At 69.7% G+C, this 21,189-nt stretch carries 20 protein-coding genes; 14 read left to right on the top strand and 6 right to left on the bottom strand.

Translation table 11 applies throughout. The annotated features are described in order from the left end of the window. Together AC16DP_RS15935 and AC16DP_RS15930 are read right to left on the bottom strand one after the other, a co-directional pair. Positions 1–1,942 (bottom strand): sensor histidine kinase (locus tag AC16DP_RS15935; protein WP_483956740.1); only part of this gene is annotated, 1,942 nt, incomplete at its 3' end. Positions 1,943–2,087: 145 nt separating this feature from the next. Further along, the gene (locus tag AC16DP_RS15930) at positions 2,088–2,285 is read right to left on the bottom strand and encodes a hypothetical protein (RefSeq protein WP_329735040.1); all 198 of its coding nucleotides are present in this window, start codon (positions 2,283–2,285) and stop codon (positions 2,088–2,090) included. A gap of 194 nt (positions 2,286–2,479) precedes the next feature. Here AC16DP_RS15930 and AC16DP_RS15925 point away from each other — a divergent pair, with 194 nt between their 5' ends. The 11 genes from AC16DP_RS15925 to AC16DP_RS15875 all read left to right on the top strand — a co-directional run bounded on the left by AC16DP_RS15925 (position 2,480) and on the right by AC16DP_RS15875 (position 12,988). Further along, on the top strand, positions 2,480–2,791 hold the full coding sequence (locus tag AC16DP_RS15925; RefSeq protein WP_329735039.1) for a DUF2171 domain-containing protein: 312 nt from the start codon (positions 2,480–2,482) through the stop codon (positions 2,789–2,791). Between the two features lie 189 nt (positions 2,792–2,980). Beyond that, on the top strand, positions 2,981–4,237 hold the full coding sequence (locus AC16DP_RS15920) for a Kelch repeat-containing protein (RefSeq protein ID WP_329735038.1): 1,257 nt from the start codon (positions 2,981–2,983) through the stop codon (positions 4,235–4,237). 195 nt (positions 4,238–4,432) lie between these two features. Further along, positions 4,433–5,689 carry a sensor histidine kinase gene (locus AC16DP_RS15915; protein WP_329735037.1) on the top strand — a complete coding sequence of 419 codons (1,257 nt, stop codon included), beginning with the start codon at positions 4,433–4,435 and terminating at the stop codon, positions 5,687–5,689. A gap of 37 nt (positions 5,690–5,726) precedes the next feature. Next, entirely contained in the window at positions 5,727–7,118 is a 1,392-nt protein-coding gene (locus AC16DP_RS15910; protein WP_329735036.1) for a M24 family metallopeptidase, read from the top strand. A gap of 145 nt (positions 7,119–7,263) precedes the next feature. Then, complete coding sequence (locus AC16DP_RS15905; RefSeq protein WP_329735035.1) at positions 7,264–8,385, top strand: AAA family ATPase; 1,122 nt, start codon at positions 7,264–7,266, stop codon at positions 8,383–8,385. Continuing rightward, a complete protein-coding gene (locus AC16DP_RS15900) occupies positions 8,375–8,917 on the top strand; it encodes a hypothetical protein (RefSeq protein WP_483956739.1) in 543 nt (180 codons plus the stop codon). Before AC16DP_RS15905 ends, AC16DP_RS15900 begins: the two co-directional genes overlap by 11 nt. Positions 8,918–9,060: 143 nt before the next feature. Further along, positions 9,061–10,425 carry an NAD(P)/FAD-dependent oxidoreductase gene (locus AC16DP_RS15895; protein ID WP_329735033.1) on the top strand — a complete coding sequence of 455 codons (1,365 nt, stop codon included), beginning with the start codon at positions 9,061–9,063 and terminating at the stop codon, positions 10,423–10,425. Positions 10,426–10,509: 84 nt separating this feature from the next. Continuing rightward, the gene (locus tag AC16DP_RS15890) at positions 10,510–11,184 is read left to right on the top strand and encodes an energy-coupling factor ABC transporter ATP-binding protein (protein WP_329735032.1); all 675 of its coding nucleotides are present in this window, start codon (positions 10,510–10,512) and stop codon (positions 11,182–11,184) included. After that, the gene (locus tag AC16DP_RS15885; RefSeq protein WP_329735031.1) at positions 11,181–11,792 is read left to right on the top strand and encodes an energy-coupling factor transporter transmembrane component T family protein; all 612 of its coding nucleotides are present in this window, start codon (positions 11,181–11,183) and stop codon (positions 11,790–11,792) included. The genes AC16DP_RS15890 and AC16DP_RS15885 overlap by 4 nt, the downstream gene beginning before the upstream one ends. After that, a complete protein-coding gene (locus AC16DP_RS15880; RefSeq protein WP_329735030.1) occupies positions 11,789–12,373 on the top strand; it encodes a biotin transporter BioY in 585 nt (194 codons plus the stop codon). Before AC16DP_RS15885 ends, AC16DP_RS15880 begins: the two co-directional genes overlap by 4 nt. 93 nt (positions 12,374–12,466) lie before the next feature. Then, the gene (locus AC16DP_RS15875; protein WP_329735029.1) at positions 12,467–12,988 is read left to right on the top strand and encodes an SgcJ/EcaC family oxidoreductase; all 522 of its coding nucleotides are present in this window, start codon (positions 12,467–12,469) and stop codon (positions 12,986–12,988) included. Between the two features lie 87 nt (positions 12,989–13,075). On the opposite strand, the gene AC16DP_RS15870 is transcribed toward AC16DP_RS15875, so the two are convergent. Next, entirely contained in the window at positions 13,076–14,245 is a 1,170-nt protein-coding gene (locus AC16DP_RS15870; RefSeq protein WP_329735028.1) for a cytochrome-c peroxidase, read from the bottom strand. Between the two features lie 205 nt (positions 14,246–14,450). On the opposite strand from AC16DP_RS15870, the gene AC16DP_RS15865 reads away from it, so the two are divergent. The 3 genes from AC16DP_RS15865 to AC16DP_RS15855 all read left to right on the top strand — a co-directional run bounded on the left by AC16DP_RS15865 (position 14,451) and on the right by AC16DP_RS15855 (position 17,810). Then, on the top strand, positions 14,451–15,977 hold the full coding sequence (locus tag AC16DP_RS15865; protein WP_329735027.1) for a GspE/PulE family protein: 1,527 nt from the start codon (positions 14,451–14,453) through the stop codon (positions 15,975–15,977). Positions 15,978–16,004: 27 nt separating this feature from the next. Beyond that, on the top strand, positions 16,005–16,622 hold the full coding sequence (locus AC16DP_RS15860) for a PEGA domain-containing protein (protein WP_329735026.1): 618 nt from the start codon (positions 16,005–16,007) through the stop codon (positions 16,620–16,622). Positions 16,623–16,742: 120 nt separating this feature from the next. Then, entirely contained in the window at positions 16,743–17,810 is a 1,068-nt protein-coding gene (locus AC16DP_RS15855) for a chemotaxis protein CheB (protein WP_329735025.1), read from the top strand. A 44-nt stretch (positions 17,811–17,854) separates the two neighbouring features. On the opposite strand, the gene AC16DP_RS15850 is transcribed toward AC16DP_RS15855, so the two are convergent. Genes AC16DP_RS15850 through AC16DP_RS15840 form a run of 3 tightly spaced genes read right to left on the bottom strand, consistent with a single transcriptional unit; the run spans position 17,855 to position 20,988 of the window. Further along, on the bottom strand, positions 17,855–18,253 hold the full coding sequence (locus tag AC16DP_RS15850) for a hypothetical protein (protein WP_329735024.1): 399 nt from the start codon (positions 18,251–18,253) through the stop codon (positions 17,855–17,857). 12 nt (positions 18,254–18,265) lie between these two features. Then, entirely contained in the window at positions 18,266–18,772 is a 507-nt protein-coding gene (locus AC16DP_RS15845) for a hypothetical protein (RefSeq protein ID WP_329735023.1), read from the bottom strand. Positions 18,773–18,789: 17 nt separating this feature from the next. Beyond that, positions 18,790–20,988: a hypothetical protein gene (locus tag AC16DP_RS15840; RefSeq protein ID WP_329735022.1), complete on the bottom strand. Its 2,199-nt coding sequence runs from the start codon at positions 20,986–20,988 to the stop codon at positions 18,790–18,792. Positions 20,989–21,189: the final 201 nt, after the last annotated feature.

Here is a 21,189-nt window from a genome sequence, read left to right as displayed (position 1 = left end):
GGCCCGTGTACGCGGACACCCGCAGCACGTTGCGCGGGGCGTCCAGCTCGTTCATCGCCTGCACCGCGTTGAGCAGCACGCTCACGAACACCTGCACCAGCCGCGCCTCGTCGCCCTCCACCCGCGGAACCGGCCGGAAGTCCTTCTCCAGCCTCGCCCGGTGGCGCAGCTCGCCCCGCACCAGGCCCAGCGCGTGCTCCAGCACCGGTACCATCTCCACCGTCTCGCGGTGCTCCGGCGGCGCGCGCGACAGCAGCCTCAGGTCCTGGACGATTCCCTTCAGCCGGTCCGCCCCGTCCGCCGCCTCGGTCAGCGCCTCCAGCATGTCGTCCACGTCGCCGGCCAGCGCGTGGCCCTCCTCGCCCAGCGCCGCCTTCAGCCGCGCCAGCTCCTCGCGCGCGAAGCCGAGGTTGGCCAGCATGAAGGCCAGCGGGTTGTTCATCTCGTGGCCCACCGCCGCCGCGAGCGAGCCCAGCGCCGCCATCCGGTCCGCCTTGAAGAGCTGCGCCTCCATCTGCTTGCGCGCCGTCACGTTCTTGGCGAAGACGCGCAGCCCCTCGGGGTCCACCAGCGGCGACACCGTCAGCTCCCAGTGCCGGCCGCCCAGCTGCACCACCGGAGGCGACTCCCCCACCGCCGCGCCGCGCCGCGCCCACGCCTGGGCCGCCTCCACCAGCGGGTGCCCCACCCCGCGCACCAGCAGGTCCGGAAACGCCGTGTGCGCCGCCGGGTTGGCGTAGTGCACCTCGCCGCCCGGGCCCAGCTCCAGCATCGGCTCGGGGTGCAGCAGCGGGAAGGAGGCCAGCCGGTACAGCTCCTCCTCCAGCGCGCGCAGCTCCGTCACGTCCCGCACCAGCAGCGCCGTGGTGGGGCTCGCCGCCTCCGTGGCCGGTGGGCGCACCGTGGCCTCGGCCGAGTACCAGCGCGTCTCGCCCTCCACCTCCATGCGGTACTCCACCCGGCCTCCCACGCCGCTGTGCCGCGCGGCGCGCGCGAGCGCCACCAGCGCCGCCCCCGCCTCGGGCCCCAGCACCGCCTCCAGCGGCCGCCCCTCCGCCTGGCGCACGTCCCGGCCGAAGGCCACCCCCGTGGGCGTCCACAGCCGCATGCACCGCTCCTGCGCGTCCAGGTCCACCGCGAGGTATTCCGCGCGCCGGGCCGTCCGGGGAGGCGGCGGCCGGGGCTTGGAGGACAGGACGAAGCCCTCGCTGTCGAAGAGGCCCAGCAGCGGCTCCAGCCCCGCGCCGCTGCCCGCCAGCGAGGTGAGCACGGACACCAGCGCCGTCACGTCCGCCTCCGGCATGCGCGGGGTGAAGATGAGCCCGTCGGCGGGCGTGGGCCCGGTGAACTCGAAGGGGATGAGCTTGCGCTCGTCGGCGCCCACGTGCTCGGCCAGGTAGGCGCGCACCGTGTTCTCCTCCGGGTGGCTCGAGTAGATGGCGGCCACGTCCGCCTCGCCCGCCAGCACGGCCAGCAGGGCCTTGCGGTAGGTGCCGTGGAAGCGCTGCTCGGAGAAGGTGTCCGCCACGGACAGCCCCCGGGCCGTCAGGTGGCGCACGGCCATGAGGTGGCCGCCGGTGGAGCGCGGAGCCACCCACGCGGCGCGCGTGCCCTTCAACGTCCCCAGCGTGAGCGGCGCATCCGCCCGGCACACCAGGGCCGCGTGGTAGTACCAGAGCCCCGCCCGCACGGCGCGCAGCACCGCGCGGGCCTGCGGCTCGAAGGCGGTGCACTGCTCGGCCGTGGCCCACGCCAGGTCCACCCGGCCTTCCGCCAGCTCCCGCTCCAGCGCCTCGTACGAGGGGGCGAGCTCCACCACCACCGGCCGGCCCAGCCGCTGGGTGAGGGCCCGGCTGAAGAGCTCGGCGCGCACGTGCTCCTTCACCTCGCCCAGGGACGGCGACAGCAGGAAGCGGATGGGGGCGGCCGGGGTCGTCGTCACGTGCGTCCAAGCATGCCGGACGTCCAGAACGCGCGCACGTTTCAGGCGGCGCGGTGGGACGCCACCGCCATGCCATGGGACGCGTGTTTTACGGCCTCATGGAAGCCGTATGGGTCCCCAGGGCCTCGAGCGCGCGGGCGGGGGCTCAGGCGTAGACCTGGTCGCTCTCCACGGACGTGTCCAGCCGGTGGTTGAGCTGTTCGAGCCGGGCATAGCGCGCCTGCAACATCTCGCGGTAGGCGCGGTGGTCGGCGTGGGCGATTTCGTCGAGCAGCTTGCGCAGCGACGAGTCGAGGACTTCCTTGAGATCACGGGCCTCGATGGCGGTCAGTTCCAGGAGCATGACGGCCTCCTCCTCTCATTCGGAGGAACGTTAGGCACCGCCCGGAACGCGAGCCCTGGCGGCCCGGCTTCCGCACGTGTCCAGGGCCGCCCTTCCTGCCAGCCGCCAGGGGTTGCCGGAGCGCCGGGTGTTCCCCACTCAGAAGGGATGCGCACCGGGACGGGAGGGCCCGGGGGCTCGCCGAGGAGGATGCCATGGTGGTGCAGGACGACGTGCGCGAAGGCATGGTGGTGCGGGACATGGAGGGGCGCAGGGTGGGCCGTGTGCGCGCGGTGGGCGAGACGCACTTCGAGCTCGAGCCGCGCCTGTTGTCGCGCGAGGAGTTCCTCGTGGAGTTCTCGGACGTGCGCCTCGTGCGCGACGGCGAGCTGTACCTGGAGCGCACCCCGCACCTGTTGAAGCTGGAGGACGACGACGGCGGAGCGCTGCCGCCGCGCCACCACAACGGCATGGACGCCGAGCCGGTGAACCTGGAGGACGTGGAGGCCTCCCACCCGGGCGCCTGAGGCGTCACATGCCGCGGCACATGACGCGGCCATGACAGGCGCATGACGGGGTGCGGCATGTCCCGCGCACCACCTGACGGGTCTGTCATACATGGGACGATAAACACTTGGAATCATGGAGGAATCCGTCGCCGGGAATGTCAGACCCGGCGTGTAGACCCGTCCGTCTCGGAACGGAGTGGGTGGGTCATGAAAAGGGTTTCGACGTCCTGCGCCATGCTGGCGCTCTTCACGATGGTGTTCTCCTGCAGCTCGGCGCCGCCGCCGGACGGGCTGGAGCAGGGGATGGTGTCCCGGGAGCTGAGCACGCCGCGCAAGCTGCTGCCGTGGGTGGCGCTGGCGGACGGGCGGGTGCTGGCCTCGGGTGGACATGATGGCAGCCGCACGCTGACGAGCTGCGAGGTGTACGAGCCGGAGACGGGCGAGTGGTACGCCACGGGCGCGATGCGCACGGCGCGGCGCAACCACGCGGCGGTGAGGCTGGCGGACGGGCGCGTGCTGGTGGCGGGGGGCACGTTCTCGGCCTCCTTCGGCGCGCTGGCGAGCGCGGAGGTGTACGACCCGGGCACGGGCCGGTGGACGGCCGTGCGGGACATGGGCGAGGCGCGCAACGAGCCGGCGGCGGTGCTGCTGCCGGACGGGCGGGTGCTGGTGGCGGGCGGCTTCGACGTGGACCGGCACCCGGTGCGCTCGGCGGAGCTGTTCGACCCGGCGACGGGCGAGTGGACGCGCACGGGAGCGCCGGCGTCGGCGCGCGCCGGGGCGCGGACGGGCGTGGTGCTGGGCAACGGCCAGGTGCTCTTCGTGAGCGGGCTGCAGGCGGAGCTGTATGACCCGGTGAGTGGCCAGTGGACGAAGACGGGCCCGGTGGGAGGCGCGGCGGGCACGCACCGCTCGGGGCACACGGTGACGGTGCTGCCGGACGGGCGGGTGCTGGTGGTGGGCGGCACGACGTCGCGCGCGGCGGCCACGGCGGAGCTGTACGAGCCGATGCGGGGCGAGTGGAAGCTGGCGGCGTCGCCGATGATGCCGCGCGAGGCGCACGGGGCGCTGGTGACGCCCGAGGGGCGGGTGCTGGTGGTGGGGGGCTTCCACGTGATGTCGGGCTCGCTGGCGTCGGTGGAGAGCTATGACCCGGTGGCGGACACGTGGAGCGTGGAGCCGTCGCTGTGGGAGGCGCGGCGGGGGGCGGGGCTGGTGCCGCTGATGGATGGGGCGGTGTTGGTGGTGGGAGGCTCCAACGACCTGGAGGGCACGCTGGCCACGAGCGAGCGGTACGACCCGGGCGTGTGCACGCCGCTGACGTGCGAGGCGGCGTGCGGCACGGTGCCGGACGGGTGCGGCGGGACGCTGGAGTGCGGCGCGTGCACGGCGATGCCGCCGTGCGTCGAGGAGGGCTGCGGCGTGTTCGACGAGGCGGAGGACCTCGCCTTCACCCGGCGGTGAGGCGCGGAAGCGGGGCCGGTGCTCCGCTTCCGCCTTCGCGGAAGGGGCGGGCTCGGACCGCGAGGCGGGAACCGGGTACGATGGAGGGCGTTGCCGCCCCTCGACGCGCCATCCCCGAAGCATCCGGATCAGGCCGGGCCGTGGCCCGCGGCGCCTGAGGTGGCGGCGTCCGGCACGTGGGGGCCCCGCCGGAAGATGTTGCTCTGGCTGGCCCCGTCACTGCTGTCCCAATACGTGTTGGACGTGCTCGCCGTGGGACCGGAGCTCCGGATGCTCGCCATCCGCTGCGTCTGGGCCCTGGCCGTGGCCCTCTCCGCGCTGCGGATGGACGAGCACTCCGCGCCGTCGATGCGTCTGCACACGGCCTTCCAGTGCACGGTGGGCAGCCTCTGCTTCATCGCCCTGGTGCTCGTGTCGGGGGGCTGTGACGGCGTGTACTTCCAATTCTTCCCCTGCCTCCCGCTCCTGCTGTGCCTCATCTATCCGCAGGACTCGCTCTCGGCGACCATCTCCGGCGTCCTGTGCGGCGCGGGGGCCGCGGTCATGCTGTGGATGGCGGGACGCCCGCCGTCCCAGGTGCTGCTGTGGGTGGGCGTCGTGGTGACGGTGACGCTCGTCGGCGCGTACGGGGCCAGTGAGTTCCGCAAGGCCCAGCGGGCGGAGAACGAGGGCCGGCTGGAGCGCGCGCGCCGCGAGGCCCTCGAGTCGCTCGCCATCAGTGAGCGCCGCCGGACGCACTCGGAGAAGCTGGCCACCATCGGCCAGCTCGCGGCGAGCGTGATGCATGAAATCAACAACCCGGTGGCCTTCATCGGCGCCAACCTCGACTACCTGGAGCGCGAGGTGCTGGCGGAGCCGAGGGAAGCCACCCGGGAGGATCTGGCGGAGGTGTTCCGCGAGACGCGCATGGGAGTGGAGCGCGTGCGGCAGATCATCGGGGACTTGAGGGGCTTCTCGCGCATGGACACCGAGGAGCCCACCGAGTGCGCGGTGGCGGACGTGGTGAGTGACGCGGTGCGGATTGCCCGGCTGAGGCTCCATCACGTGGCGCGGCTGGAGGTGGACATCCCGGAGGCGCTGCCGCCGGTGCTCGCGGTGCGCCGGAGGCTGGCGCAGGTGCTGCTCAACCTGCTGGTGAACGCGGGGGATGCGCTGGAGGCGCGAGGCCGCGATGGTTCCGAGGTGCGCATCATCGGCGCGCAGGAGGGCGGGCGGGTCGTCCTGCGGGTGGAGGACAACGGTCCGGGATTTCCCCCGCACGTGCTGCCGCGGCTCTTCGAGACGTTCTTCACGACGAAGGGCCCGGAGAAGGGGACGGGGCTGGGGCTGGCCCTGTCGCGGGAGCTGGTGGAGCAGTGTGGGGGCACCCTGGTGGCGGAGAACCGGGAGGAGGGGGGCGCGCGCCTGCGCCTGGAGTTCCCGGTGGGGAGCCCCGTCAAGGCCGCGTCCTGAGTCCCGGCCGGGCCCGTCCGTGCGATGCTGCGCGGCCATGAAGAACACCCGGAGTCGTCTCCTCGTCCCCCTGTTCCTCCTCACGTCCGCTTGTGCCACCCCCGCGCCGGCCTCCCGAGCGCCGGAGGCCACCCGGCCCGAGCGTCCCTTCGGCACGCTGCGCGAGCAGGCCACCCGGCAGCAGGAGTGGCTGCGCGAGCGCCTGGACAAGGCGCTGCCCGCGTTGATGCGCCAGTACGGCATCGAGATGTGGGTGGTGCCGATGCGCGAGTACAACGAGGACCCCGTCTTCCCGGCGCTGGTGGCGCCCACCACGTTCGCGGCGCGGCGGCGCACCATCTACGTGTTCCATGACCGGGGCCCGGAGAAGGGCGTGGAGCGGCTCGCGCTGGGCGGGGGCACGCAGGGCGGGGTGTACGAGGCGCGGCGCGCGCAGATGCAGGTGGACGGAGGCGGCGTCACCCGGCAGGCCGAGCTGTGGGGCCCGGACCAGTGGAAGGTGCTGAAGGCGGTGCTGGAGGAGCGGCAGCCGAAGGCCATCGCCATCAACGTGTCGCGCACGTTCGCCTTCGCGGACGGGCTGACGCATGGCGAGTACGAGGGCATGACGGAGGCGCTCGGGCCCGAGTGGACGGCGCGGCTGAAGCCGTCCGGGGGCCTGCCGGTGGACCTCATCGCCTGGCGGGGCGCGGACGAGGAGCGCTTCTACGAGGACCTGACGAAGCTGGCGTGGAACATCATCGAGACGGGCTTCTCCAATCAGGTGATTACGCCGGGGAAGACGCGCACCCGTGACGTGGTGTGGTGGATGCGCCAGCGGGTGAACGACCTGGGGCTGGGGACGTGGTTCCAGCCGTCGGTGAGCGTGCAGCGGCAGGGGAAGACGGAGGCGGACGTGGGAGAGGACCCCCTCATCGAGCGGGGGGATGTGCTGCACTGCGACTTCGGGGTGACGGCGCTGCGGTTGAACACGGACACGCAGCACATGGGCTACGTGCTGCGCGAGGGCGAGACGGACGCGCCCGCGGGGCTGAAGGCGGCGCTGGCGCGCTCCAACCGGCTGCAGGACATCGTCTTCGAGGAGCTGCGTCCGGGGCGCTCGGGCAATGAGATTCTCAAGGCCTCGCGCGAGCGGATGAAGGCCGAGGGGATTGAGGGGACGGTGTACTCGCACCCGATTGGCCTCAACGGGCACGGTGCGGGGCCGATGATCGGCCTGTGGGACCGGCAGGAGGGCGTGCCGGGCAACGGTGACCACCAGGTGATGACGAACCAGTGGTTCTCCATCGAGTTGCAGGCGACGAGCCCGGTGGCGGAGTGGGGCGGGCAGAAGGTGCGCTCGGCGCAGGAGGAGGACGTCATGCTGGATGCGAGCGGCAAGGTGCGCTGGGCCTTCCAGCGGCAGACGGCGTTCCACCTGGTGCGGTAGACGGCGGGTAGCCCCTCCAGCGTGGATGGGGCTACAGCTTCTCAAGCGGGGGGCGAGCGGATGCGGTAGGGTCCGCTCGCCTGTCTGGCCGCTGCGGCCCGACTGGGAACGCACCACGCTTCGGCGTGTGCCCGCGGAGTCACCGATGCTCACCCGTCTCTATGTCGATAACTACAAGTGCCTGGTGAATTTCGACCTGCGCCTTGGCCGGGAGCACCTGTTGATGGGGCGCAATGGGACGGGGAAAACGACCGTCTTCGAGGTGCTCTCCGCGCTTCGTCGGCTCCAGTCCCAGGGCGCGGCAGTGTCCGAGGTCTTCCCACCTGCGACGCTGACCCGGTGGCAGCGGCGTACCCGTCAGGTCTTCGAGCTGGAAGTGTCCCTGGATGGAGAGGTCTATCGCTACCGCCTTGAAGTCGAGCACGACGCCGAACAGGGCCGCAGTCGTGTCGACAGGGAGGCGCTGCATCACGAGGGGACTTCGCTCTTCGTGTACGAGCCAGGCCAGGAGTTCGCGAAGTTCCTGGCCCAGGATGGTCAAACCCACTTGATCTGGCCAGGCCCGGAGCGCACGGGGTTGTATTTCTTTAGAGACTCAGCCCCCTGGCATCCGAAGCTCAGGCGCTTCGCGAGCTGGTTCGAGCGCCTGTATGTCGTGCGCATCGATCCGCGCCGCATGACTGGACGGAGCGAGGCGGAGCAGGCCACGCCCGCGGAGGACCTGTCGAACTTCGCCTCGTGGTACCGGCATCTCGCACAGGAGCGGCTCAATGAAGTGGTCCGGCTCCGGGACGATCTGCGTGGCATCTTCGATGGATTCGATGCGCTGATCCTCAAGTCGGGAGGCGAGGGGATTCGGATGCTTCGCGCGCTCTGGAGGCGTGAAGCGAGTGGTGCGAGCGTCTCTGCCTCTGACGAGTACACATTCGATGAGCTCTCCGAGGGGCAGCGAGCACTCATTGGTCTCTATACCCTGCTCCATTTCCTGTCTGGCTCTGGTGCAACACTCTGTCTCGACGAACCCGACAACTTCGTGGCGTTGAGCGAAATCCAGCCCTTTCTGCTGGCCTTGCGTGAGCAGGAGCACCTCCAGGCGTTGCTCATCTCTCACCATCCCGAGGTCATCAACCTGCTGGCTCCGGAGTCGGGACTCTGGTTCGAGCGCATCGCCAATGGCCCTGTACGCGTCGGCCCTTTCCAGGCGCCGCCCGAGGCCGCGGTGCCTGCCGCGGAGCTCGTTGCCCGAGGTTGGGAAGATGGGAAATAGCGCTCAGGTCGTGGTGCTCTCCGAGGACCGGCAGCACCAGAACTTCGTCTATTCCTGGCTCAGGCAGCGTGGCATCGAGCGCGGGAAGATTCGTCTGCTCCCCGTACCCGCGGGGAAAGGGGCGGGTGAGCAGTACGTACGCGAGCAGTATGCGAAGCAGGTCCAGACCCACCGTCGGCGTGCAGGGGGGCAGGACTGTAAGCTGGTGACGATCATCGACGCGGATGTCCTTCCTGTCCGGCAGCGTTTCGAGCAACTCGAGCAATCGTTGCAAGAGGCGGAGTTGGAGGGACGTTCCCCGGACGAAATGATCTGCATCCTCGTGCCGAAGCGGAACATCGAGACCTGGGTCCACTGCCTCGTCAGCGGACCTGTCGACGAGGAGACCGATTACAAGCGGCCCGCGAAGAGTACGGAGGAGTACAAGGACGCCGCACGGAGGCTGGCGGACCCCCACCACCTGGTGGCTGCTCCGTCCGGGTTTCCTCCCTCTCTCCAGCTGGGATGGGGGGAGCTGAAGCGGACATTCTGAAAACGGTCCTTCGGGCTCCCTGGCATTCGGCGGGCGCCTCGTTTCTCGTCCGGACGGCGAGCGAGCAGGCGGCGCTCCCCGTCAGACGGGCTGGGCCCCCGGGACGGTGGCCGGATTCCCCCGGGCTCCGCACCTTTTCCGCCATGGAAAACACCCCGGGAAGGCATCACGTGGTCATCGTGGGTGGCGGCTTCGGTGGGCTCCAGGCGGCGCTCGGACTCAAGCGCGCCCCCGTGGAAGTGACGGTGCTCGACCGCTACAACCACCACCTCTTCCAGCCGCTGCTCTACCAGGTGGCCACCGCCGTCCTCAGCCCGGGCGACATCTCCGCCCCCATCCGCCAGGTGTTGCGCGGCCGGAACACCACCGTGCTGCTCGCCGAGGTCCACTCCGTGGACCTCGCGCGCAAGGTGGTCATCTCCGATGGCGGGGAGATTCCCTATGACACGCTGGTGCTCGCCATGGGCGCCACGCACTCGTACTTCGGCCACCCGGAGTGGGCCCCATTCGCTCCCGGACTCAAGACGATCGACGACGCCCGGGAGATCCGCGAGCGCGTGCTGCTGGCGCTCGAGGCCGCCGAGCGCGAGCCCGACCCCGAGTGTCAGCGCGAGTGGCTCACCTTCGTCATCATCGGCGCGGGGCCCACGGGCGTGGAATTGGCGGGCGCGCTCGCATACATGACGCGGCACTCGCTGCCCCGTGACTACCGCCGCGTCGATACGTCGAAGGCCCGCATCCTCCTGCTCGAGGGCCTGCCCCGGGTGCTCAACACCTATCCCGAGGAGCTCTCGGCGAGGGCGCGCGATGACCTGGAGAAGCTCGGAGTGGAGGTGCGCACCGGCACCCTGGTGACGGGCGTGGACGACCTGGGCGTCTCCGTGGGCGACACCCGCATCGTGGCGCGCACGGTGCTCTGGGGCGCCGGCGTGGCGGCCTCCCCCGTGGGCCGGACGCTGGGCGTACCGGTCGACAAGGCGGGCCGCGTGAAGGTGGAGCCCCCGCTGAACATCCCCGGCCATGAGGAGGTCTTCGTGATTGGAGACCTCGCCTCGCTGGTGCAGGACGGCAAGCCGGTGCCGGGCATCGCCCCCGCGGCCATGCAGATGGGCCGGCACGTGGCGAAGAACATCCGCTACCGGCTCGCGGGCCGTCCGTTGGAGCCGTTCCGCTACCGCGACAAGGGCTCCTTCGCCGTCATCGGCCGTGGCTCGGCGATCGGCGTGCTCTACGACAAGATTCGCCTGAGCGGGAAGCCCGCGTGGCTGATGTGGCTCGGCATCCACATCACCTTCCTGGTGGGCTTCCGCAACAAGCTGGCGGTGATGCTGGACTGGGCCTACACCTACCTGACCAGGCGGCGGGACGTGCGCCTCATCACCGGCCTGCATGCGAACAAGCTCCCGGCCATCCAACCCGAGCGCCTTCCGGCCACGTCCGGCGAGCACGCTCCGGAGCCGGGTATCGGCCTGACGGGGACCGAGCCGGAGCCCTCGCACCTGCACTGAGCGCGTGGGACTCCCTCTCTGGGGGACAGGGGACGTGCATGGAGCCAGAAAGGCGTTACATTCGCCCCGCCTTAGCGGTCGCGAATGATTCGACTCCACGCCGTCAGCCACCACTTCGGTGAGCGCCCCGTCCTCGAGGGGCTCGAGCTCACCCTCTCCGAGCGCCGCATCGCCGTGGTGGGCGGCAATGGCTCCGGCAAGAGCACCTTCGCGCGTCTGCTCAATGGGCTGCTCGTGCCCGAGCGGGGCCAGGTGCTCGTGGAAGGGCTCGACACCCGGAAGGATGCCCGCGCCATCCGCCGCAAGGTGGGCTTCGTCTTCCAGAACCCCGATCATCAAATCGTCCTCCCCACCGTCGAGGAGGACCTCGCCTTCGGGCTGAAGAACCTCAAGCTGCCGCCGGCCGACATCTCCGCGCGCGTCACCGCCGTGCTGCGCCGCTATGGCCTGGAGGACTTCCGCCACCACCCGGCCCACCTGCTCAGCGGGGGCCAGAAGCAGCTGCTCGCGCTCTCCTCCGTGCTCGTCATGGAGCCGCGCTACATCGTCTTCGACGAGCCCACCACGCTGCTGGACCTGCGCAACAAGCGCCGGCTCGCGCAGGCCATCCACGAGCTGCCCCAGACGGCCATCGTCGTCTCCCACGACCTGGAGCTGCTGCGCGACTTCGACCGTGTGCTCGTCTTCGAGGCGGGCCGCGTCGTCGTCGATGACGTCCCCTCCGTCGCCCTCGACGCCTACGTCCGGATGATGACGTGAGCCTCGGCCTCTACCTCCACCGGGACTCGCCCGTGCATGCCGTCCCCGCGGGCGCGAAGATGCTGGCCCTGCTCGCCGCCGGCACCGGACTGCTGCTCTTCTCCTCGCTGCCCGTGCTCTCCGGCGCGCTGGTGGCCACGCTCGGCCTCTACGCGCTCGCCCGCCTGCGTCCGCGCGAGGTGGCTCCCGTCCTCCGCCTCTCCGTCTTCGTGCTCGTCCCGCTCCTCGTCCTGCACGCGCTGGTGTCCGGCTGGGCGCCCGCGCTCGAGGCCGTGCTGCGGCTCGCCGTCCTGGTGCTGCTCGCCACGCTCGTGTCCCTGACGACGCGCGCCTCGGACATGCTCGACGCGCTGGAGCGGGCCCTGCGTCCCCTGGCCCGCTTCGGCCTCAATCCCGCGCGGCTCGGCCTGCTGCTCTCCCTCACCCTGCGCTTCATCCCCCTGCTCGCCACGTGGCTGCGGGAGATTCAAGAGGCCCAGCGCGTGCGCGGCCTCGAGCGCAATCCCGTCGCGGTGCTCGTCCCGCTGCTCGTGAAGACCCTCCGCACCGCCGACACGCTCGCCGATGCCATCGACGCGCGCTGCTTCGACCCCGAGGAACCCTCGTGAAGACCCGAGATCTCGTCCACGTCGCCCTGTTCGCCGCCCTCATGGCCGTGCTCGGGCTGCTACCACCGCTCGCGCTGCCCTTCATCCCCGTGCCCATCACCGCGCAGACGCTCGGGGTGATGCTCGCCGGCTCCATCCTCGGGGCGCGCAAGGGCTTGCTGTCCCTGCTCCTCTTCCACCTGCTCGTGGCCGCGGGGCTGCCCCTGCTGGCCGGAGGCAATGGTGGGCTCGCCGTGTACGTGGGGCCCACCGGAGGCTTCTTCGTGGGCTTCCTGCCCGCCGCCTTCCTCATCGGCTGGCTCACCGAGCGCGCCTGGTCGCGGCTGTCCGTGCCGCTCGCCTTCGCCATCAACGTGCTCGGTGGCATCTGCGTCCTCTATGCCGTGGGCATCCCCTGGCTCGCCGTGGCCGCGAAGCTGCCGCTGGCCAAGGCCGCGCTGGGCTCGCTCGTCTTCGTGCCCGGGGATTGCGTGAAGGCCGCGCTCGCCGCCTCCGCCGCCGTCACCCTCAAGCGCGCCTGGCCCCTCATCCAGCCGCCCCGAGCCGCCAGCCCCGCCGCGCCGCCTCCGTCCTCGGCGTGAGGCTCCCGCGCTCCCGGGGAATGGGAATGTCTCGCACGCACGAGGGGCGCTGGTAGAACGGGCCCCCGTCATTGCATTCCAGGGGAGCCCTTCATGAACACCTTCGCGCGAAGCTCGGCCGTCATGGCCGTGGTCCTGTCGTTCCTCGTTGCCTCACCCGTCCAGGCCCAGCAGGGCCGGGGCCAGCCCCGCGACGAGGCGAGCCTGCGCAAGCTCGTGGCCGAGCAGACCGAGGCCTGGAACCGTCACGACGCGGCCGCGTGGAGCAAGGACTTCGCGCCGGACGCCGAGTTCATCAACATCGTGGGCACGGTCTTCAGCGGCCGTGAGGAGATCCAGAAGCGGCACGCCGCGGTGTTCGCGAGCCTCTTCAAGGACAGCCACTCGGAGGTGACGGTGCGGAAGATCGTCTTCGTCACCCCCGGGGTGGCGGTGGTGGACACCGAGCACGTGGTGACGAACTACACGGGGCTGCCTCCGGGAGTGCAGGCCACCGAGCCGGGCGTGCTGCGCACCCGCATGCGCTACGTGCTGAAGCAGACGGGAGGCAAGTGGGCCATCGTCGCGGGCCAGAACACGGACGTGAAGCCGGCCCCCGCGCCCACTGGCCGCTGAGTCCGCCGGTGTTGCGCATGCTCCCTCTCCCAGAGGGAGAGGGGACATCCACGGGCTCTCGGGCCTTGTCCAGGAACTTCGTGGACGCTACTTCGCCGTGCCCGTCATCGACTCGAGCAGCTCGAGCAGGGCCTTCTTCTCCTCGGGGGTGAGGTCCAGGCGCTTGACGGTGACCGAGACCCTGCCCGCGTAGTTGCCCACCGGCTCGCCGCCCTTGTCGTACAGGTCGATGACGTCCTCGAGCGTCTTCAGCTCGCCGGTGTGCATGTACGGCGCCGTGAGCTGCACGTTGCGCAGCGTGGGCGTCTTGTAGGCGCCCTCCAGCTCGCGGGCCTTCTGGCTCAGGTCGTTGCGCAGCCGCAGCAGGCGCGCGGACTCGACGCCGCCGGGCGCGTCGCTGTACGGCCCCGCCGAGTTGAAGGTCCACTCCAGCATCGAGCTGGCCGCCGCCGCCACGCCGCGCTGGCCGTCGCTCAGGTCCTTCACGCCGATGTTGTGGAACTGGTCGTCGCTCAGCATGGGGCCCTTGTGGCACGCGCTGCACTGGCCCTTGCGCACGAAGGTCTTCAGCCCCAGGTATGCGGGATCCTCCTCCGCCTTGCCGGCCTTCGCCGCCTCGAGGAAGCGGCGCACGTCCTGGTCGAAGGGCGCGTCGTGGCGGTTGAGGGTGCGCTCGTACGCGGCGATGGCCTTGCCGAAGTTGGCGAGCACCCGGTCGGGGTCGGTCTCCTTGCCAATCTCCTTCTCGAAGACGGCGAGGTACTCGTCCGCGTAGTCCGCCTCCAGCCGCGCCTTGAGGTGCCCGGCGTTGGAGTTCATCTCCACGGGGTTGAGCAGGGGCAGCAGGGCCTGGTTCCACAGCCGGTCCGCGCGGCCGTCCCACATGAACCAGGTGCTGTAGCCCGCGTTCCACACCGTGGGCGGGTTGCGCCCGGTGAGCGTGCCGTTGCAGCCCCGGGCCACGGCCGTGTCCACCGAGCGGCCCTCGCCGTCATGGCAGCTCTTGCAGGAGACGTCGCCGCAGCTGGAGAGGCTCGGGTCGTTGAAGAGCCGCTGGCCCAGCGCGGCCGCCGCCGGGTTGTCCCCGTACTTGTTGGTGGGGTCCCTCGGCGGCAGGGGCGAGGGGGTGTGCAGGCTCTGGAGCACCTCGAGCTCGTCCTGGTTGGGGAAGGGCTCTTCCGGGGGCGTGCAGGACAGGCCCCACGTGCTCAAGAGGGCGCTCGCCAGCATCCAGGTGCGCGGGGAGGGACGGCTCATCGGCATGTCTTCCTTCTCGGGTCCAGTGCGTCCGGGACTCGGCGCGGGCCCGCTCGGGAGGGCACTGTAACCCTGGAATATTCCGTGGAGCCATCCGCCTCGGGTGGGCCGTGCCGCGCGCGAGCTCCAGCCGCGTGCGGACCCGCACGCGGGGTGTCTGCGCATTGAGGCGGCGGGAGGCGCCTGTTAGCGTACGGGGCTCCGAATGAGTCTGCCCGTCCGAAGAGCCGCCCAGGCCACCTGGGTGCTGGCCGTGCTGGTGTTCCTGGGGAGCATCGGCATGTGGCTGTCCCAGAATCCCATCCAGGACGCGGAGACCGCGCGGCGGCTCGGTGGCCGCTACCTGGGCCTCGCCCTCACGCCGGCCGTGCTGGGCTGCGTGGGGCTGTGCCTCGTGCTGGGCGCCGCGGGCTCCGCCCTGGAGGCGCGTGCCCGCCGCTCGCGCCAGGTGCTCGCGCGCCGGCCGTCGCTCTCGCCGCTGGCGGTGGTGGACGCGGACACGGCGTTCGCCGTGCGCGAGATGCTCGTCGAGCTGCAGGGCCTGCTGCGCGGCTACATCTCCCGCCCCGAGCCGGACATGATTGCCTTCGTGGACGTGCTGCTGGATGGGGCCGTGCGCGTGGGCGCCAGCGACGTGCACATGCACCCGCTGGAGACGGGCACGCGCCTGGCCTTCCGCGTCCACGGCGTGCTCGAGGAGGTGATGATGATGCCGCGCGAGCACCACCCGCGCCTCATCAACCGCCTCAAGGTGCTGGCCAAGGTGGTGCTCTTCCGCTCGGACCGGCCGCAGGACGGCCACTTCTCCTTCGGCACGCCCGAGGGCCCCGCGGACATCCGCCTGTCGCTCCTGCCCACCAACCACGGCGAGTCCGTGGCGCTGCGCATCGCCCGCAGCACCGTGCGGCTGCCGGAGCTGCCCCGGCTGGGCTTCGCGCCGGAGGTCCTCACCGCCTACCAGCGCCTGCTGGACGCGCCCCAGGGCATCATCTTCGTGGCGGGTGCCACCGGCGCCGGCAAGACGACGACGCTGTATGCCTCGCTCGGCCACATCAAGCAGACGCGGGGAGATTTGACGCGCATCGCCACCATTGAAGACCCGGTGGAGTACGACGTGCCGCTCTTCTCCCAGACGCAGGTGAACGCCGAGCAGGGCTTCACCTTCGCCCAGGGCCTGCGCTCCGTGCTGCGCCAGGACCCCAACGTCATCATGGTGGGAGAGATTCGCGACGCGGAGACGGCGCGCACCGCCATCCAGGCCGGCCTCAGCGGCCACCTGCTGCTCACCACGGTGCACGCGAGCTCATCCGCGGGGGCCTTCAACCGGCTCATCGAGATGGGGGTGGAGCCCTTCCTGCTCGCCTCCGCGTCGGTGGCCATCATCTCGCAGCGCCTGGTGCGCGCGCTGTGCCCGCACTGCCGCATGGCCGCCCCCGCGGAGATCGACGAGCTGGCGCGGCTGGAGGCGGCGGGGCTGCCCACCACGGGCCCCTTCTACGTGCCGGTGGGGTGCGAGCGGTGCGGGGGCTCCGGTTACCTGGGGCGTGCCGCGCTCTACGAGGTGTTGAAGGTGACGCCGGCCATCCGCGAGTGCGTCCACACCAAGGTGCCCACGTCGCGCATCCAGGACCTCGCGGTGTCCGAGGGCATGGTGCCGCTGCTGGCCGCCGGCCTGGCGAAGGTGAATGCCGGAACCACGACGTTGCGTGAGGTCTTCCGTGTGGTCGGTTGAGTGCGCTGATTCGTGCGAGGTGGCGTCGTGAGTGGCAATGCATCCCAGCCGAGTCCGTCCCCCTCCGGAAACAGGGGCGCGGGGGCCGTCCCGGCGCAGCCCGTGCGTCCGGTGGCGCCCGCGGCTCCCGCGGCTCCCGCGGCGGGTCGGGGCGCGCGGTGGGAGGGACTGGCCGCGGGGCTGAAGCTGGCCTCGGCCCTGAGCGCGCTGGTGGCGGTGGGGCTGTTCGTGCGCCCGCTGCTTCAGGGCGAGCTGACGACGGGGCCGCGGATGATCACCCTCCAGCCCACCTTCTCCTCGGCGCCGGTGGAGCGCCCGGCCGAGGACGCCACACCGGGCATCCCGGCCCCGGCGGAGCCGCCGCCGGAGACGGGCATCCGCGAGGAGCGCGCGGACTTCGAGGGGGCCATCCTGATGGTCGAGTCGGAGCCGTCCGGGGCCACCATCCTGGTGGACGGGAAGGACCAGGGCGAGACGCCGGTGTCGGTGGGGCTCGAGTGCCTGCCGGGGACGCCGGTGCTGGTGGAGTTCTCCCTGCGTGGCTACGAGAAGGCGAAGCACCGCACCGTGTGCCCGCATGATGCGCTGGTGAAGGTGACGGCGCGGCTGCGCAAGGGCCCGGGGAAGGGCTTCGGCAAGAAGTGAGGGCGGTGGGAGACCCCGGACGCCCGGCATCCTGGTAACCTCTCCCGTCACGTCCGCGGGGTGGCGCCGGGAGTGGGACGGGAGTGGACGCATGCGTGGTCACGGTGGGAGGCTTCTCCGTTGAAGCTGTTGCTGGTGGAGGACTCGCGTTCGGTCGTCGCCTTCCTCGAGCAGATTCTGCGCCGGGAGGCGGACATCGAGCTGCTGCCGCACGTGGCCAATGGCCGCGACGCGGTGGTGGCGGTGCAGCGCTGGAGTCCCCAGCTGGTGCTGATGGACCTGGTGTTGCCCGGGGGCATGGACGGGGTGGAGGCCATCACGGAGATCATGGCCACGGCGCCGTGTCCCATCGTGGTGCTCAGCGGGCAGCTGGAGACGCCGGGGCGGGACAGGACGTTCGAGTCCTTGAGGGCGGGAGCGGTGGACGTGCTGGCCAAGCCCACGGTGGGCGGGCTGGAGGCGGTGAAGGAGTTCCGGGAGCGGCTGCTGCGCACGGTGCGGGTGATGGCGCACGCGCGGGTGCTGGGCCGGAGGCGGATGTCGCTGCGGATGCCGGCGGTGGTGCCGCCGCCGCCGTCGCAGGTGGCCGCGGTGCCCGAGTCGAAGCCATGCTCGCTGCTGGCGATTGGAGGCTCGACGGGAGCGCCGCCGCTGGTGTTCGAGCTGTTGAAGGCGCTGCCGTCCCCGGCGCCGTTTCCAGTGGTGGTGGCGCAGCACATCGTGCGGGGCTTCGAGCCGGGATTCGCGCGGTGGCTGGGAGGGACGGGGCACCGGACGGTGGCGGCGCAGGGAGGGGAGTGGCTGGAGCCGGGAGTGGTGTACGTGTCGCCGGCGGACAGGGACCTGGTGGTGCGAGGGGGCAAGCTGCAGACGCAGCCCTCGAGGGGCGTGGCGGTGCCGTCGGTGGACGCGCTGTTCGAGAGCGTGGCGGGGTTCTTCGGCTCGAGGGCGGTGGGGTTGTTGCTGACGGGGATGGGGGAGGACGGGGCGAGGGGGCTGCTGACGATGAGGCAGACGGGAGCGCTGACGGTGGCACAGGACGGGGCGAGCTGCGTGGTGGACGGGATGCCGGGAGCGGCGAGGGCGTTGGGGGCGGCGAGCCAGACGCTCACGCCGGGAGAGATGTCCGCGCTCATGGCGGCGCTCGGAAGAACCACTCCCTCGCCCTCCGGGAGAGGGTTGGGGTGAGGGTGCCGGGCTCCCCGGGTCGAGCCCGTGCATCCCCCGCGTTCCTACTCGGTGCCCGGAGGATGTTTTTTCATCAGTTCCTCCGGAAGGGGCATCCGAACGAACCGCAACCCCGTTCCTTTTCGCTCGGGCATGATTTGGAAGCCCTGGCCCGCGATTCTAACGAGTTCGCCATCACTGGCCTTCCCACTGGCCAGCCACGCGTCTGCCTCTTCTCGTGTCGCGAACGTTTGGGCGACGACGATATAGTCGATGGCGGGAGTGTAGAACGAGCGAAAGAACTCGCGGTAATCATCCAGCTTCTGGATTTCACGGACGTAAAATAACGCCACTGCGGCGATTCGGAGCGCTTCGTCCTCTGGCGAGCCTTCTTGGTATTTCTCATTCACCGTGCGCAGGATGTTGAAAACCGAGTCGACGTCGAATTTGTGATTGTATATCATTGGGTGTGGATGTTAGAGGGCGAGCGGAGCGAGGATCAGCGCGCCAGAGCCGCCCGTCGTGAGGACGAAGGTAATGCCAGCGACGATGACGACGGTTCCAAGTGCCACCTCGTTCTTGTGCGCCCTGATCCATTCGATTGCTTCATTCATACGCGAGAACTTCAGTTTCTTTTCTCGCTCTCTCGCAGCTTCTTCGTACTCCTCTTCACAATCTGTGAAGTCCTTGTTGCAGTCTGTGGTGCAACGCTTGTAGTACCAACCTGCCTGCTTGGGATTGTGAGGGTACGGCCATTGGGACTTCTCCCAGCAGAGAGTCATGCACTTCTCGAGTTCCTCCTGACAGATGGCGTCGCCCGAACCGCCGTGTCCGAGCATTTCTCCGACCCCCACGGCGTCCTCGGAAATGACATGGATTCGGGCCTCGGTTCGTTGCGCGTGGGCGCATCCGGCGCCTGCCATCGCTGCAACCGCGATCAGTATGAGCACTCGCATCTCTTGGTCCACCTCGTACTCTGCCACCTTCGTGCAGGGCTCCTTCAGTTCAACCTGAAACTGCTGCGGAGCAGGTAATCGATTTCATCGATCCTGGCTGTCGTGTCCTCGCGCTCATCCATGGCCGAGGTCAGGTGTGCTGTTTGCCCGGCATGGAGACTGGTGCTGGCGACCAGGGAGACGGGTGGGCCGCTGACGAATAGCAACATCGCGCCGCCTCCAGGGTTGAGCTCGGTGAAGACATAACCGTCGCGGATCTTCTCATTCCACGTGGGAGCAGTGGATGCGGCGCGTACCAGATAATCGAGGCGCAGGGAGATGAGCCGGGACGCCTTGCGGTCACGTGAGGCTGCGGTGTGACCACGTCCAACCGGGTAGCCGAGCAGGGAGCGGCCCTGAAGATCCTTGAGCCAGGTGAGGGTCCATCGAGGGACGGCCTGATGGGCAAGTCTGGCTGCGGCATGGTCAGCGGAGAGATCGAGGTGCATCAGCGTGGACTCGCCCCCCGTCTCTCTCAGCCGGTCCACGAAGGCTTTGGCTCCGATTCCCTGCTCCAGATGAACCAGTTCGTGCAGGAAGTAGAGTGTGGCGTTCGCCAGGAACTCCTCTTCCTCCTGGATGGTTTCAGCCATCTGCCGGTAGGGCGGCTCATGGAGGGCGAGTCGCCTTTCCTGCTTCTGCACGAGGTCTTCCCCCTCCAGAGCGGTGAATCGTACTTCCTGGATGTTGCTGAGCAGCCGTCCGAGATCGAGGCCGAAGACCGGTTCGCTCCAAGGGAGGTGGATGATCCGCTGGAACTCTTCCAGGAGCAGGCCAAGGCGGTTATCGGTGGCCGAAGGTGTGGCTGCGGGCCGCTTATGAAGATCCAGGCAGAGCACCGCACGGACTGCGCTTGTCGCCTCGGGAGAATCCTCGAGGATGCGGCGCGCGAGTTGGACCTCAGGGGTCTGGACGGCGTCGGCGAGGAGCTTCTGGAATGCCGTGGCGACGGCACTCCCCATGCCGGGAGACTCCGCCAACTGCTGCAAAGGCGTGAGGAGCTCCGTCCGGAGCCCATGGACCTGGATCCACTCGCAAGTCAGGACGTGCGCCCAGGATGCCAGGGCTTCCGGTGGATCCTTCTGGGCAGCCAGCTGACTCAATACGGTGCGTGCCCGCTCGAGGGTGCTGCCATGAGAGAACCTGATCGCCTCGGGGTTCTCGGGAGGACGACTGAAGACGGTGCCCCATGCGACAGAGGGGAATCGGTCTTTCAGACTGTCGAAGTGGCCGGCGAAAAGGCCTCGAAGAATGGCGTCGCGCGCGAGGGGCAGCGCTTCCGTGTGGGTGAGCGGATGGACGCAATCCTCGGCAAACCAGTTGCCGCGGTACATGCTCGCCACCAGCTCGCAGAGAAGCGTCCAACTACTCCCTCCTGCCACGAGCATCCGCTCCGCGCTACGCCAGAAGAGGGCCACGTGGTTGCGCCAGAATCCTCCTTGTTTTTGGGGTTGAAAGGAGATGGTGCGCAGCAGCAGTTGAAGCTCCGCGGTCGTCCCATCGGCGAGGCACTCCAGCATCGTGACGAGCAGATCCACACGCTCGGCCCGGCGAAGCTCCGCAGCGCCTTTTTCCAGCAGCCAGCGCGCGAGCGGTCTGAAGAAGCGCAGCAATTCGGAGCGCCGGGTCTTTTCGTCGAAGAGGGCCGAGCGGGTACTCTCGCCGGAAGGCGCGGACGCCGTCTCCTGCTTCTCCGCAGCAACCAAGGCACCGAAGGCCTGGAAGATTTCGACAGTCTGTCGATCTGTTTGAAGATTCTGGAGATGCTTCAGCATGTCCGCCGACATGGAGAGCTGACGTGTTGCGGTGTCCAGGATGTCGGCGACCAGGGCCGCGTTTCCTGCCCTGGCGTTTCCAATGAGCCACTCCACCATCCGAGCTACAACGGGGCCCGTCGCAGCTGCGGTCGCAGGAGCTTTGATGAGTTCCTCGAAGACTCGGGGGAGGAAGTCGTGGAGCTCGACGCTGAGCTCTTCACCGAGGAGATGGTGGGCGCACTCGGCGATGAGCGAGACAGACGTTCCCTGCTTTTGTGTGCGCTCGTCGAGTCCGCATGCGACCTGGATCCAGAGCTTTGCCTCCGCCTTCCAGGAGCCATCGTTCAGCCGCCCGCGAAGGATGCTCAGGGCCTCCGCCGCTGGCAGGCTGGCTGCGTAGTGTAGGTGCGCCGCTACGTTTCCCTGGAACAGCTCTGGTGAGAGCACGACGTGCCTCCTCTGTTGCTTCACTGCATGCTACCCGACACAGGGTTTGAGGACGTAAGTACCCCCTGCTCCTCGGAGTTCACCGCGAACCTTCCGGGCCCGAAGTCCGAGGCACCCTTCTTGCCCCGGGCTCCCGCTTCGCACCTGACATTCCAGGTCGTATTTTCGTGCCAACTTTTGCGGTCATGTCTACACTGCCCG

The organism is Archangium sp. (assembly GCF_057119385.1).
The sequence above is the reverse complement of the archived record's forward strand: the minus strand, read 5'-3'. Positions and strand labels throughout refer to the sequence as shown.

Coding starts and splice junctions, on each gene's coding strand:
- AC16DP_RS15910 (WP_329735036.1), top strand. CDS start 5,727: ATGAAGAACACCCGGAGTCGTCTCCTCGTCCCCCTGTTCCTCCTCACG.
- AC16DP_RS15920 (WP_329735038.1), top strand. CDS start 2,981: ATGAAAAGGGTTTCGACGTCCTGCGCCATGCTGGCGCTCTTCACGATG.
- AC16DP_RS15905 (WP_329735035.1), top strand. CDS start 7,264: ATGCTCACCCGTCTCTATGTCGATAACTACAAGTGCCTGGTGAATTTC.
- AC16DP_RS15900 (WP_483956739.1), top strand. CDS start 8,375: ATGGGAAATAGCGCTCAGGTCGTGGTGCTCTCCGAGGACCGGCAGCAC.
- AC16DP_RS15890 (WP_329735032.1), top strand. CDS start 10,510: ATGATTCGACTCCACGCCGTCAGCCACCACTTCGGTGAGCGCCCCGTC.
- AC16DP_RS15870 (WP_329735028.1), bottom strand. CDS start 14,245: ATGAGCCGTCCCTCCCCGCGCACCTGGATGCTGGCGAGCGCCCTCTTG.
- AC16DP_RS15925 (WP_329735039.1), top strand. CDS start 2,480: ATGGTGGTGCAGGACGACGTGCGCGAAGGCATGGTGGTGCGGGACATG.
- AC16DP_RS15895 (WP_329735033.1), top strand. CDS start 9,061: ATGGAAAACACCCCGGGAAGGCATCACGTGGTCATCGTGGGTGGCGGC.
- AC16DP_RS15930 (WP_329735040.1), bottom strand. CDS start 2,285: ATGCTCCTGGAACTGACCGCCATCGAGGCCCGTGATCTCAAGGAAGTC.
- AC16DP_RS15915 (WP_329735037.1), top strand. CDS start 4,433: ATGTTGCTCTGGCTGGCCCCGTCACTGCTGTCCCAATACGTGTTGGAC.
- AC16DP_RS15850 (WP_329735024.1), bottom strand. CDS start 18,253: ATGATATACAATCACAAATTCGACGTCGACTCGGTTTTCAACATCCTG.
- AC16DP_RS15865 (WP_329735027.1), top strand. CDS start 14,451: ATGAGTCTGCCCGTCCGAAGAGCCGCCCAGGCCACCTGGGTGCTGGCC.
- AC16DP_RS15875 (WP_329735029.1), top strand. CDS start 12,467: ATGAACACCTTCGCGCGAAGCTCGGCCGTCATGGCCGTGGTCCTGTCG.